This is a genomic window from Streptococcus sp. sy018 (genome assembly GCF_007859185.1).
GTDB lineage: Bacteria > Bacillota > Bacilli > Lactobacillales > Streptococcaceae > Streptococcus.
Genome location: NZ_VOHN01000001.1, coordinates 416,788 through 429,005, shown reverse-complemented (window position 1 = coordinate 429,005; position 12,218 = coordinate 416,788). Strand labels below are relative to the sequence as shown.

At 36.3% G+C, this 12,218-nt stretch carries 14 protein-coding genes; 11 read left to right on the top strand and 3 right to left on the bottom strand.

Features of this window, described 5'->3' with window-relative positions; all coding sequences use genetic code 11:
* Positions 1 to 2: 2 nt before the first annotated feature.
* A complete protein-coding gene (gene pta, locus FRX52_RS02075) occupies positions 3 to 992 on the top strand; it encodes a phosphate acetyltransferase (protein WP_146495433.1) in 990 nt (329 codons plus the stop codon).
* A 51-nt stretch (positions 993 to 1,043) separates the two neighbouring features.
* A complete protein-coding gene (locus FRX52_RS02070; RefSeq protein WP_146538328.1) occupies positions 1,044 to 1,799 on the top strand; it encodes an SDR family oxidoreductase in 756 nt (251 codons plus the stop codon).
* Here the strand turns inward: FRX52_RS02070 and FRX52_RS02065 are convergent.
* Complete coding sequence (locus FRX52_RS02065) at positions 1,784 to 2,335, bottom strand: TetR/AcrR family transcriptional regulator (RefSeq protein ID WP_146538327.1); 552 nt, start codon at positions 2,333 to 2,335, stop codon at positions 1,784 to 1,786. The two genes, FRX52_RS02070 and FRX52_RS02065, sit on opposite strands and share 16 nt — an antisense overlap.
* A gap of 130 nt (positions 2,336 to 2,465) precedes the next feature.
* On the opposite strand from FRX52_RS02065, the gene FRX52_RS02060 reads away from it, so the two are divergent.
* On the top strand, positions 2,466 to 2,819 hold the full coding sequence (locus FRX52_RS02060; RefSeq protein ID WP_146495427.1) for a DUF1304 domain-containing protein: 354 nt from the start codon (positions 2,466 to 2,468) through the stop codon (positions 2,817 to 2,819).
* Positions 2,820 to 2,920: 101 nt separating this feature from the next.
* On the opposite strand, the gene rpsT is transcribed toward FRX52_RS02060, so the two are convergent.
* Positions 2,921 to 3,172 carry a 30S ribosomal protein S20 gene (rpsT, locus tag FRX52_RS02055; RefSeq protein WP_146460545.1) on the bottom strand — a complete coding sequence of 84 codons (252 nt, stop codon included), beginning with the start codon at positions 3,170 to 3,172 and terminating at the stop codon, positions 2,921 to 2,923.
* 85 nt (positions 3,173 to 3,257) lie between these two features.
* Complete coding sequence (gene coaA / locus FRX52_RS02050; RefSeq protein ID WP_146538326.1) at positions 3,258 to 4,175, bottom strand: type I pantothenate kinase; 918 nt, start codon at positions 4,173 to 4,175, stop codon at positions 3,258 to 3,260.
* Between the two features lie 227 nt (positions 4,176 to 4,402).
* Between coaA and FRX52_RS02045 the strand changes: the two genes are divergently transcribed.
* The 8 genes from FRX52_RS02045 (at position 4,403) to FRX52_RS02010 (ending at position 12,105) form a co-directional block, all read left to right on the top strand.
* The gene (locus FRX52_RS02045) at positions 4,403 to 4,981 is read left to right on the top strand and encodes a class I SAM-dependent methyltransferase (protein ID WP_186603314.1); all 579 of its coding nucleotides are present in this window, start codon (positions 4,403 to 4,405) and stop codon (positions 4,979 to 4,981) included.
* The gene (locus FRX52_RS02040; protein ID WP_146495544.1) at positions 4,981 to 6,258 is read left to right on the top strand and encodes a pyrimidine-nucleoside phosphorylase; all 1,278 of its coding nucleotides are present in this window, start codon (positions 4,981 to 4,983) and stop codon (positions 6,256 to 6,258) included. The genes FRX52_RS02045 and FRX52_RS02040 overlap by 1 nt, the downstream gene beginning before the upstream one ends.
* Positions 6,259 to 6,278: 20 nt before the next feature.
* Complete coding sequence (gene deoC / locus FRX52_RS02035) at positions 6,279 to 6,941, top strand: deoxyribose-phosphate aldolase (protein ID WP_146538324.1); 663 nt, start codon at positions 6,279 to 6,281, stop codon at positions 6,939 to 6,941.
* On the top strand, positions 6,928 to 7,317 hold the full coding sequence (locus FRX52_RS02030) for a cytidine deaminase (protein ID WP_146538323.1): 390 nt from the start codon (positions 6,928 to 6,930) through the stop codon (positions 7,315 to 7,317). The genes deoC and FRX52_RS02030 overlap by 14 nt, the downstream gene beginning before the upstream one ends.
* A 60-nt stretch (positions 7,318 to 7,377) precedes the next feature.
* Entirely contained in the window at positions 7,378 to 8,427 is a 1,050-nt protein-coding gene (locus FRX52_RS02025; protein ID WP_146538322.1) for a BMP family protein, read from the top strand.
* A 124-nt stretch (positions 8,428 to 8,551) separates the two neighbouring features.
* Positions 8,552 to 10,084, top strand: a complete 1,533-nt coding sequence (locus FRX52_RS02020; protein ID WP_146538321.1) for an ABC transporter ATP-binding protein — start codon at positions 8,552 to 8,554, stop codon at positions 10,082 to 10,084.
* Positions 10,077 to 11,138, top strand: a complete 1,062-nt coding sequence (locus FRX52_RS02015; RefSeq protein WP_146538320.1) for an ABC transporter permease — start codon at positions 10,077 to 10,079, stop codon at positions 11,136 to 11,138. The genes FRX52_RS02020 and FRX52_RS02015 overlap by 8 nt, the downstream gene beginning before the upstream one ends.
* Before the next feature lies 1 nt (position 11,139).
* Positions 11,140 to 12,105, top strand: a complete 966-nt coding sequence (locus FRX52_RS02010) for an ABC transporter permease (protein WP_146460528.1) — start codon at positions 11,140 to 11,142, stop codon at positions 12,103 to 12,105.
* Positions 12,106 to 12,218: the final 113 nt, after the last annotated feature.

Below are 12,218 nucleotides of genomic sequence, written 5' to 3'. Positions count from 1 at the left end.
GAGTGATTATGGCATCATTATTTGAAACATTAAAAGAAAAAATTGTCGGCAAAAATATTAAGATTGTTTTTCCAGAAGGTAATGATTTGCGAGTGGTTACGGCAGCTGGACGCTTAAAAGCTGAAGGTTTGTTAGAACCGATTGTTTTGGGAAATACAAGTGACGTTGAAAAATTATTGGCTGAGGCTGGTTATGAGCAGTCAAACGTCACAATCATTGATCCAGAAAACTATGATCAATTAGCAGTGATGAAAGAAATGTTTCTTGACTTGCGTAAGGGGAAGGTCGAGCCAGAACAAGCTGACCAATTATTGAAAGATGTTAATTATTTTGGTGTGATGTTGGTTCAAATGGGCTTGGCAGCTGGTATGGTAAGTGGTGCGATTCATTCTACAGCAGATACTGTACGACCAGCCTTACAAATCATCAAGACAAAACCAGGGGTTTCAAGAACATCAGGAATTTTCATCATGAATCGTGATAGCACGAATGAACGTTTGGTTTTTGGTGATTGTGCGATTAACATTGAACCAAATGCGCAAGAATTGGCGGAAATTGCAGTTAATACAGCGGAAACAGCTAAAATTTTTGCTATTGATCCTTATGTGGCGATGTTAAGTTTTTCAACGATGGGGTCAGGGAAATCACCTAATGTTGATAAGGTAGTTGAAGCAACACGTTTGGCTAAAGAAATGGCACCTAACCTAAAATTAGATGGGGAATTACAGTTTGATGCAGCTTATGTAGCAGCCACTGCCAAAATTAAGGCACCAGATAGTCAAGTGGCAGGACAGGCAAATACCTTTATCTTCCCAGACCTTCAGTCAGGTAATATAGGTTATAAGATTGCTGAACGTTTGGGCTCATTTGAGGCAATCGGACCAATTTTACAAGGTTTGAATAAACCAGTTAATGACTTATCTCGTGGATCAAATGCCGAAGATATTTATAAATTAGGTATCATCACAGCAGCACAGGCTTTAGATAATTAAGCTAACAAAAAACTGGATGAGTTTATCCAGTTTTTTTCAATAAGGAGAAAAATGAAAACGATTTTAGTAACAGGGGCATCAGCTGGTTTTGGACGAGCCATTTGTCAAGAATTGGTTCAATCAGGTTATCGCGTTATTGGAGCCGCTCGACGACAAGAAAAATTAGAAGATCTAAAAAAAGAATTAGGTGAATCTTTTTATCCCTTATCATTAGATCTTACTAATAAAGCAGAAGTTGATAAGGCATTGGCTCAATTACCTGAAAATTGGTCAATGATAGATGTCTTGATCAATAATGCAGGTTTGGCATTAGGATTGGATAAAGCACAAGAGGCAGACTTCAATGATTGGGAAACCATGATTATGACGAATGTTTTAGGGTTGTCATTCATCACTAATCAACTCTTACCTAAACTTGTCCTTAAACGCGGTCAAATTATCAATATTGGTTCAATTGCGGGTACTTATCCTTACCCTGGTGGTAATGTTTACGGTGCAACCAAGGCATTTGTTAAACAATTTAGTCTTAATCTACGTGCAGATTTAGCAGGAACAGGCGTTCGAGTGACCAATTTGGAGCCAGGTCTTTGTGGTGGCACAGAATTTTCTTTTGTTCGTTTTAAAGGAGATAAGGAACGAGCTGAAAAATTATACGAAGGAACAAATAGCATTCAACCCGAAGATATTGCTAAGACGATTATTTGGTTGATTCAACAACCTCAGCACATCAATATCAATCGTCTGGAAATGATGCCAACCTCACAAAGTTTCGGAGCCTTACCAGTTCATATTCAAGAAGATAAGTGATAAGGTTTAATCATTTTAAGGAGAAAGTCTGCCATTTGGCTAGGGCTTTCTTTTTTTCCTTGTGAAATCCATGTTTGACAAACAGTGAAATAAGCACTCGAAAGATAGACGATACAATAATGATTTTCATGTGTTTCAAATCTATCTAAAAATTTAGAGCCTTGTATTTTTAAATCTTCCCGTACAAGTTCCTGAAATTTATAGCGCAAGAAATCATGAATTTCTTTACTTCCATTTGGTAGTAACAGAGTAGAAAATAAGGTTTCTTGATTTAGAATGTCAAAAATTTGGCAAATATTTTCATGTCGATTAGTAGTAAATTGAGCAAAAACAAGTTCTAGTTTTTGAAAAACACGTTGTTGACAGCAATCGATAATGTCATATTTATCTTTATAGTAATTATAAAAACTAGCCCGACTGATTTGGGCTTCTTTAGCGATTTGGCTGCTGGTAATTTTTGTTAAGGTTTGAGTCATCAATAGCAAACTTAGTGCATTTTCGATTTTTTTCTGACTCCGTTGTACTGAATTAATCATTTTATGCTCCTTTAATTAGACAGTTTTTGTTTTTTTGTCTAAAACTAATTGCTTTGTTCTTGTTTAATTCATAGATGCTTGTTATTCTATTATAGCACATCAACTATTTAACCTAAAAGGAGTATTTTTTATGTCAATTATAGCTAATTTTTTTGTTGTCTTAGTAGCCCTAGAGTGTTTTTATATCATGTATTTAGAAACCGTGATAACCAGTTCTGCCAAAACCGCTAAAGTTTTTGGCATGTCACAGGAGGAATTGAAACAAAAATCACTCAATACCCTATTCAAAAACCAAGGTATCTATAACGGACTATTAGGTGTTGGCCTACTATATGGTTTGTTGTTTAATGTCAGTTTTGTTCCAGCTATTTTAATTTACATTATTTTGGTTGCTAGCTACGGTGCTTTGACTAGCAGTCCTAAAATTATTTTAACTCAAGGTGGCCCAGCGATTTTAGCGCTTATTTTGACTATTTTTGCTTAATTTTTAACCATTAAAAGCCTATGTATGAATAGGCTTTTTTGTTTCTTAAAATGGTCAAGTGATTCATTTGAATATGAAAAAACAGTCCGATGGACTGTCTTTTAGTTTGCTAATTTTGTAGCAAGACGTGCTTTGTCACGACTTGCTTTGTTTTTATGAATCAAGCCTTTTGACTCAGCTTTATCAATAACTGAACTTGCAGTACGGTAAAGTTCTTCAGTTGGGTTAGCTTCGAATGCTTTGATTGCAGTACGCATAGCTGATTTTTGTGCTGAGTTTTTAGCGTTTTGTTTTACGTTAAGTTCAGCACGTTTGATAGCTGATTTGATATTTGCCAATGTTTTCACCTCCATTTATACTAACTATCTTATTATAGCTGAAAATAATGTACTTGACAAGCAGAAATCATCATTTTCTATAAAATTATCACTGAGAATATTATTTTTTGAGAAAAATTTGTTTAATTTCATGATTATTTGATTTGTATAAAATCAGTTCAGCACGTTGCTTGGTTGGTTCGATAAATTCTTTAAGATTGATGAGATTGATAGATTGCCAAACATTTTTTGAGAAGGCTAAGGCTTCTTGACGAGGCATCTGTGTAAATTGATAATAATAGTTAGTTGGTTTGGTTACTGCTAAATCTAATAATGTTTCAAAACGTTCTAAGTACCAACGTTCAATAGCTTGACGATCAGCGTCGATATAAATTGAAAAATCAAAATAATCACTAATGTATAGATTTTGATTTTCTTGAGTTTGTAAAACATTGATACCTTCGATGATTAAAATATCAGGCACATCAATTTCTTCTTGATGATTGGGGACAATATCATAAATATCATGTGAATAAATAGGGATTGTTGTTTTTTGGTTATTTTTTATCTCATTAAGGAAATGAATTAGACGCTTCATATCATAGGATTCAGGGAATCCTTTGCGCTGGAGTAGATGTTTCTTTTTTAAAATAGCGTTCGGATAGAGAAAGCCATCAGTAGTTACCATGTTGACTGTACTTTTGGGAAAGGTTCGTTTTAATAGAAGGGTTAATAGACGACTCGTTGTTGATTTGCCAACGGCAACACTACCAGAAATGCCGATGATAAAAGGTCTATTGGGAGTACGCTGTTGTAAAAAGATATTTTTCGAAAAATGAAGATCATCAAAATTTTTCTTATAAATTTGAATTAAACTAACCAAAGGAAGGTAGATGTCTTTAACATCTGCAATGCTAATTTTATCATTAAGACTTTTGATACGTTCTAATTCATCAGTTGTTAGGGGAATATGGTCAGTAGGGGATAGTAATTGCCGCCAACTCTGACGTGAAATTGTAAAAAAATTACTTAAATCCATAGTTGAGAGAATTCCTTAAATAAAAATCGTATATTTGGTTTGTCTAGGCTTACAAACACTAATATTATAGCATAAATGAAAAGAAAACGCTTGATTGCCGAATGTTATCTCTTTGTAAGCGTCATTAAACTAACGAAAAAATGATTTAAAGCTTGTCAAAATCTTAAGATTATGTTAAGATAATTTTGTAAGAAAAATACAAGAGTGTATTGATAAATATGACAAATATGTATTATACAGAAAATCCAAATAGTCAACACGACATTCAAAAACTAGAAGTTGACTTATTAGGACAAAAATTTCATTTTTTAACAGACTCGGGTGTTTTTTCCAAGCGTATGGTTGATTATGGAAGTCAAGTGCTTCTATCTACTTTAACTTTTTCGCCAGGAGAAAGTGTCTTGGATGTAGGATGTGGTTACGGACCGTTAGGAATTAGTTTGGCTAAAGCTTATCAAGTGAAGTCAACAATGGTGGATATTAATTTACGAGCTCTAGATTTAGCAAAGCAAAATGCTCAGTTAAACCAAGTTCAGCCTAATATTTTTCAATCAAATCTTTATACGGAGGTAACCGGTAACTTTGATCATATCATCAGTAACCCTCCTATTCGGGCAGGAAAAGTAGTCGTCCATACTATTTTATCAGAGGCGATTCATTATCTGAACAAGGGTGGAGATTTAACCATTGTAATTCAAAAGAAACAAGGTGCTCCTAGTGCAAAGCAGAAAATGGAAGAAGTTTTTGGTAATTGTGACATTATTAAAAAAGATAAGGGCTATTATATACTTAGAAGTGTGAAATGATGAGAGCAGTAGATTTAATTCAAAAAAAACGTGATGGCAAAGAATTGAGTACAGAAGAAATCAACTGGTTGATTTCAAATTATGCTCAAGGACAAGTGCCAGATTATCAGATGTCAGCTATGGCAATGGCGATTTACTTCCAAGGGATGTCAGTTAATGAGATTCGAGATTTGACTATGAGCATGGTCAAAACAGGACAAGAGATTGATTTGTCTTCTATTGGTGGTATTAAAACAGATAAACACTCGACAGGAGGTGTCGGTGATAAAGTGACCTTGATTTTGGCACCTTTAGTTGCTAGTTTTGGTGTTCCTGTCGCTAAAATGAGTGGACGTGGTTTAGGCCATACTGGTGGTACTCTTGATAAGTTGGAATCAATCAAAGGTTATCAAATCGATCGGACACAAGAAGAATTTATTCAACAAGTTAAAGAAATTGGTGTTTCGGTTATTGGACAGTCGGATCAACTGGTTAAAGCGGATAAGTTGCTTTATGCTTTGCGTGATGTGACAGCGACAGTTGACATTATTCCACTGATTGCTAGTTCAGTTATGAGTAAAAAGATTGCGGCAGGAGCAGATAGCATTTTGCTAGATGTGACAGTTGGTGATGGTGCCTTCATGAAAAATCTTGATGATGCTGAAACCTTATCTCGAACTATGGTTGCCCTTGGTAATGAAGTCGGTCGCAAGACAGTTGCAGCAATAACTAACATGAGTCAGCCTTTGGGGCGTGCTGTAGGTAATCGCTTAGAAGTGTTAGAGGCACTAGAGATTATGCAAGGTAAGGGTCGTGAAGATGTGACAGAGTTTATCTGTGAATTGGCTCAAGTTATGTTAGAGTTGGCCGGACGTAAGGAAGAATTATCAACCATCAAAGAACATCTCATCAATGGTCAAGCTTTGAAAAAATTTGAAGAGATGGTGGCTTATCAAGGTGGAGATTTGGAAGATTTGTATCGTCCATCGCAAGCTCAATACATTACTGAAGTCAAAGCTGAAAAAGATGGCTACATCACTGCTTTGCCAGCCTTGGAATTTGGCTTGATTGCTATGCGTTTGGGGGCGGGTAGAGCTGTCAAAACTGATGCTCTAGATTATGAGACAGGTTTAGTTTTTGATAAAAAAGTAGGAGAATTTGTTGCTAAAGGTGATGTGATTCTTAAAGTTTACTCAAATCAAGAATTAGACTCAACAGTTTTAGCAGAGTGTCAAGCTAATATTGCAATTGGTGATGTTCAAGAAAAACCAAAAGAAATTTTGAAAATTATTTCTTAGGAAAGAGGCTAAAAGTAATTATGCAACTAAATAAATATATTGATCACACGCTACTCAAACAAGATAGCACACGTGAACAAATCGATCAACTAATCGCTGAAGCAAAAGAATATGATTTCGCAAGTGTCTGTGTAAATCCAACTTGGATTTCTTATTGTGCTAAAGCATTGAAAGAGACAGATGTTAAAGTTTGTACAGTTGTAGGTTTTCCTTTAGGTGCAACATTATCAGATGTTAAGGCATTTGAAACAGCTGCAAGTATTAAAGCTGGAGCTGATGAGATTGACATGGTAATTAACATTGGTGCGTTGAAGTCGGGAGACCTAGAATTAGTAGAATCAGATATTAGAGCTGTTGTTGAAGCTAGTCAAGATAAATTAGTTAAAGTCATTATTGAAACATGTCTTTTAACTGAAGAAGAAAAAGTTTTAGCTTGTCAACTAGCAGTTAAAGCTGGAGCTGATTTTGTTAAGACGTCAACGGGTTTTTCAACTAATGGTGCGACGGTAGCCGATGTAAAATTGATGCGTGAAACAGTCGGATTAGAAGTCGGTGTTAAAGCAGCAGGAGGTGCCCGGTCACTTGCCGATGCCCAAGCTTTTATTGAAGCAGGAGCGACGCGTATAGGTACTTCTTCAGGTGTGGCAATTATCAAAGGAGAAAGCGTTAATGGTGGATACTAAGTTAATAGATTTAGCTCAAAAAGCCAGCGAGAAAGCTTATGTACCTTATTCAAAATTCCCAGTTGGAGCAGCTGTTAAAACAGCTGATGGAGAATTTTTCTTAGGTTGTAATGTGGAAAACGTCAGTTATGGTTTAACCAATTGTGGTGAACGGACAGCTATATTTAAAGCAGTTTCTGAAGGTTATACAAAATTGACAGAAATCGCAGTATATGGTGAAACGGAAGAACCTATATCACCTTGTGGAGCTTGTCGTCAAGTGATGGTTGAATTTTTTGAACCGACTAGCAAGGTGACATTGATAGCAAAAAATGGTAAGACGGTCGAGATGATGGTCAAGGATTTAATTCCATATTCTTTCACAGATTTTAACTAATCTGTTTCTTATGTACCGTAGCTTTAAGTTACAAAAAAATATTTAGGAGGGTTCAGTCACATGAACAAAAAACTTATTGGTGTTGGTTTGGCTTCAGTAGCCGTATTGGGATTAGCGGCTTGTTCAAATCGTAAGGCGGCGTCATCTAGTGAAGCAGCAACGGATTTGAAAGTTGCAATGGTTACGGATACTGGTGGAGTTGACGATAAATCATTTAACCAGTCAGCTTGGGAAGGTTTGCAAGCTTGGGGTAAAGAGAATGGTCTATCAAAAGATAATGGCTATACTTACTTCCAATCATCAGGTGAATCAGAATTTACAACTAACTTGAGTAGTGCAGTAGATAGTGGTTATCAGTTAGTTTTCGGTGTAGGATTTGCTCTCTATGATGCAGTAGATAAAGTTGCTGGTGATAATCCAGATACTAACTTTGCGATCATTGACTCTGTTATTGAAGGTAAAGATAACGTAGCGAGTGTTGTTTTTGCAGATAATGAAGCGGCATATTTGGCAGGGGTTGCAGCAGCTAAAGCAACGAAAACTAAACAAGTTGGCTTCATCGGTGGTATGGAAGGTGAAGTTATCACTCGTTTCGAAAAAGGTTTTGAAGCGGGTGTGAAATCTGTAGATTCATCTATTAAAATTTCAGTAGAATATGCTGGTTCATTTGGTGATGCGGCTAAAGGTAAAACAATCGCAGCTGCTCAATATGCAGCTGGTGCAGATGTTATCTATCAAGCAGCAGGAGGAACTGGTGCAGGCGTATTTAGTGAAGCTAAATCAATCAACGAAACTAAAAACGAAGATGAAAAAGTTTGGGTTATCGGTGTTGACCGAGATCAATCTGAAGAAGGTAAATACACTTCTAAAGATGGTAAGGAATCAAACTTTGTTCTAGCATCATCTATTAAAGAAGTTGGTAATGCTTTACAATCAATCACAAACGAGACAAAAGATGGTAAATTCCCAGGTGGTAAAACAACTGTTTATGGTCTTAAAGATGGTGGTGTGAATATTGCTACAACTAATCTTGATGATGAGGCTAAAAAAGCAGTGGAAGATGCTAAAGCTAAAATTATTTCTGGTGAAATCACTGTTCCAGAAAAATAATGATGCATAAAGCGACCATTGTCGGTCGCTTTTTAAGAGACTGAGGTATTTATACCTCAGTAAAGCTTAGCAATTTTGCTAAGTTTTACTGACTGATAGATATTATGTTGAAAGGAAGATTCCTATGACTGAAAATGTCATTGAAATGAGAGAAATCACAAAAAAATTTGGTGATTTTGTAGCTAATGATCACATTAACCTAACGGTTAAAAAAGGTGAGATTCATGCTCTTCTTGGTGAAAATGGAGCAGGAAAATCAACTTTGATGAATATGCTCGCAGGCTTACTTGAACCAACGAGTGGAGAAATTGCGATTAAAGGTGAGGTGGTTAAAATTGATTCCCCCTCTAAATCTAACAGTTTAGGGATCGGAATGGTGCATCAGCACTTTATGCTAGTTGAAGCTTTTACCGTTGCTGAAAATATCATTCTTGGTAATGAAACGGTCAAAAATGGTGTTTTAGATTTGAAGAAAGCTACTAAAGAGATTAAGGAACTTTCTGAAAAATATGGCTTGGCTGTGGATCCTTCAGCTAAGGTCGAAGACATTACGGTAGGTGCTCAACAACGTGTTGAAATTTTGAAAACTCTTTATCGTGGAGCAGATTTGTTGATTTTTGATGAGCCAACAGCCGTTTTGACCCCATCTGAAATTCAAGAATTGATGGTAATCATGCGTAATTTGGTTAAAGAAGGTAAATCTATTATCCTAATCACACATAAATTAGACGAGATTCGAGCAGTTGCTAATCGTGTTACTGTAATTCGTCGTGGTAAGAGTATTCAAACGGTTAATGTTGCTGGAGCAACTGCTGAAGATTTGGCTGAAATGATGGTTGGACGTTCTGTTTCTTTCAAAACGGCTAAAAAAGCTGCTGAACCAAAAGACGTTGTGTTATCAATTAAAGATTTAGTTGTCAATGAAAATAGGGGAATTCCAGCCGTTAAAAATCTATCATTAGATGTGAGAGCTGGTGAAATTATTGGTATTGCTGGAATTGATGGCAATGGTCAGAGTGAATTGATTCAAGCAATCACAGGATTACGCAAGGCGAAATCAGGCAGCATTAAAATCAAAGGACAAGAAATAACAAAAATGACAGCTCGTCAAATTACAGAGCTGAGTGTTGGTCATGTTCCTGAGGACCGTCATCGTGATGGTTTGGTACTTCCTATGACTTTGGCTGAAAATATCGCGCTTCAAACTTATTATAAAGAACCTTTAAGTAAAAAAGGTATCTTAGATTATAAGAAAATCAATGAGTATGCGAAAAAATTGATGGCAGAGTTTGATGTTCGTGGAGCTAATGAACTAGTACCTGCCAAAGGTTTTTCAGGTGGTAATCAGCAAAAGGCTATTATTGCCCGTGAAGTTGATCGTAACCCAGACTTACTAATTGTTAGTCAACCAACTCGTGGTTTGGATGTGGGAGCGATTGAGTATATTCGTAAACGTTTGATTGCTGAACGTGATAAAGGCAAGGCAGTTCTTGTTGTGAGTTTTGAATTAGATGAAATTTTAGATGTTTCAGATCGTATTGCTGTAATTCATGACGGCCATATTAAAGGCATTGTAAAACCAGAAGAAACTAATAAACAAGAGTTAGGTATCTTGATGGCAGGCGGTGCTATTGACAAGGAGGTTAGTCATGTCTAAGAAAAATCAACAAATTATTGTTCCTTTAATTTCAGTTCTACTAGGCCTGTTGCTAGGTGCAGTAGTCATGCTTATTTTTGGATATGACCCACTTTGGGGTTATGAAGGTCTTTTCCAAGTGGCTTTTGGTAGCTTGAAAAATATTGGAGAAATTTTCCGTGCGATGGGGCCACTAATTTTAATTGGTTTAGGCTTCTCAGTAGCTAGCCGTGCTGGATTCTTCAACGTTGGATTACCAGGACAAGCCTTAGCTGGTTGGATAGCTGCGGGCTGGTTTGCTTTGGAAAATCCCGATATGTCTCGTCCATTGTTAATTCTCATTACTGTTATTATTGCGATGCTTGCTGGAGGACTTGCTGGTGCGATTCCTGGTATTCTTCGTGCTTATTTAGGAACTAGTGAAGTTATTGTAACTATTATGATGAATTACATCATTCTTTACGGTGGTAATGCCATTATTCAAAATGCTTTTTCTAAAGATTTAATGCGTAGTGTTGACTCTAGTATTCAAGTTAGTAGCAATGCTTCTTATCAAACAGAATGGCTATCAGCAATGACTAGTAATTCTCGAATGAATATCGGTATTTTCTTTGCCTTGATTGCAATTGTTGTTATTTGGTTCTTACTGAACAAAACAATTTTAGGTTTTGAAATTCGTTCAGTTGGTCTGAATTCACATGCCAGTGAATATGCAGGTATGTCAGCTAAAAAAACCATTATCTTATCTATGGTTATCTCAGGTGCCTTAGCAGGTCTTGGTGGGGTTGTTGAAGGACTAGGAACGTTTGAAAATGTCTTTGTTCAAAACAGCTCACTTGCTATTGGTTTTGAAGGGATGGCTGTTAGTTTGTTAGCAGCGAATTCTCCAATTGGTATTTTCTTTGCTGCCTTGCTTTTTGCCATTTTGAGTGTTGGTAAGACAGGGATGACTGTGGCTGGTATTCCACCAGAATTGGTAAGTATTGTAACAGCTTCAATTATCTTCTTCGTTGCATCACATTATTTAATTGAACGATTTATGGCTTCACGAAAAGCTGGAAAAGGAGGAAAATAGGATGCCATCATTAAGTTTAGTAACAATTTTATCGCTCTTAGTATCCTCTATGTTAATCTATGCTGCGCCTTTAATTTTTACTAGTATTGGCGGGGTTTTCTCAGAACGTTCTGGAACGGTTAATGTCGGTCTTGAAGGGATCATGGTTGTTGGAGCCTTTTCTGGAATTGTTTTCAATTTAGAATTTGCTGATAGTTTTGGAAAAATGACTCCTTGGGTAGCTATGTTGGTAGCAGGTTTGGTTGGGTTAGTTTTTTCTCTTATCCATGCCTTAGCGACTATCAATTTTAGAGCCGACCATACTGTAAGTGGTACAGTACTCAATCTTTTAGCACCTGCTCTAGCGATTTTCTTAACTAAGGCTCTTTATTCTAAAGGGCAAACAGATAATATCCAACAATCTTTTGGAAAATTCACTTTCCCAGTTCTGTCAGATATTCCTGTTCTAGGTGAAATTTTCTTTACAAATACGAGTATCTTAGGTTATTTAGCGATTGCTTTCTCATTCGCTGCATGGTATGTTCTATATAAGACACGTTTTGGTTTACGTTTGCGTTCAGTTGGTGAGCACCCACAAGCAGCAGACACTTTGGGAATCAATGTTTACAAAATGCGTTATTTTGGTATTATGATTTCAGGTTTCCTTGGTGGTGTTGGAGGAGCACTCTATGCGCAATCTATCTCAGTAAACTTTGCCATTACAACAATCTTAGGTCCAGGTTTCATTTCCTTAGCGGCGATGATCTTCGGTAAGTGGAATCCAGTCGGTGCTATGTTGGCTAGTCTATTCTTTGGTTTATCACAAAGTTTAGCGGTTATTGGTAGTCAATTACCACTCTTGTCAAAAATTCCAACAGTTTACCTTCAGATTGCACCTTATCTTTTGACTATTGTGGTTTTAGCAGCTTTCTTTGGACAATCTGTCGCACCTAAAGCTGATGGAGTGAACTACATTAAATCAAAATAAAAAATCGGTTATGCCGATTTTTTATTTTTTAAATAAATAACGTAAAATCTAGTCAAATTAGTGGAAAGCGTTTTTAAAAAATGGTATAATAAAAGAGTAAGAAAAAATGAAAG

Bases quoted from the DNA above. Each gene is read 5' to 3' on its own strand.
- rpsT (WP_146460545.1), bottom strand. From the start codon at position 3,172: ATGGAGGTGAAAACATTGGCAAATATCAAATCAGCTATCAAACGTGCT.
- FRX52_RS02030 (WP_146538323.1), top strand. From the start codon at position 6,928: ATGGTGGATACTAAGTTAATAGATTTAGCTCAAAAAGCCAGCGAGAAA.
- FRX52_RS02060 (WP_146495427.1), top strand. From the start codon at position 2,466: ATGTCAATTATAGCTAATTTTTTTGTTGTCTTAGTAGCCCTAGAGTGT.
- FRX52_RS02010 (WP_146460528.1), top strand. From the start codon at position 11,140: ATGCCATCATTAAGTTTAGTAACAATTTTATCGCTCTTAGTATCCTCT.
- FRX52_RS02040 (WP_146495544.1), top strand. From the start codon at position 4,981: ATGAGAGCAGTAGATTTAATTCAAAAAAAACGTGATGGCAAAGAATTG.
- coaA (WP_146538326.1), bottom strand. From the start codon at position 4,175: ATGGATTTAAGTAATTTTTTTACAATTTCACGTCAGAGTTGGCGGCAA.
- FRX52_RS02020 (WP_146538321.1), top strand. From the start codon at position 8,552: ATGACTGAAAATGTCATTGAAATGAGAGAAATCACAAAAAAATTTGGT.
- FRX52_RS02045 (WP_186603314.1), top strand. From the start codon at position 4,403: ATGTATTATACAGAAAATCCAAATAGTCAACACGACATTCAAAAACTA.
- FRX52_RS02025 (WP_146538322.1), top strand. From the start codon at position 7,378: ATGAACAAAAAACTTATTGGTGTTGGTTTGGCTTCAGTAGCCGTATTG.
- deoC (WP_146538324.1), top strand. From the start codon at position 6,279: ATGCAACTAAATAAATATATTGATCACACGCTACTCAAACAAGATAGC.
- FRX52_RS02015 (WP_146538320.1), top strand. From the start codon at position 10,077: ATGTCTAAGAAAAATCAACAAATTATTGTTCCTTTAATTTCAGTTCTA.
- FRX52_RS02070 (WP_146538328.1), top strand. From the start codon at position 1,044: ATGAAAACGATTTTAGTAACAGGGGCATCAGCTGGTTTTGGACGAGCC.
- FRX52_RS02065 (WP_146538327.1), bottom strand. From the start codon at position 2,335: ATGATTAATTCAGTACAACGGAGTCAGAAAAAAATCGAAAATGCACTA.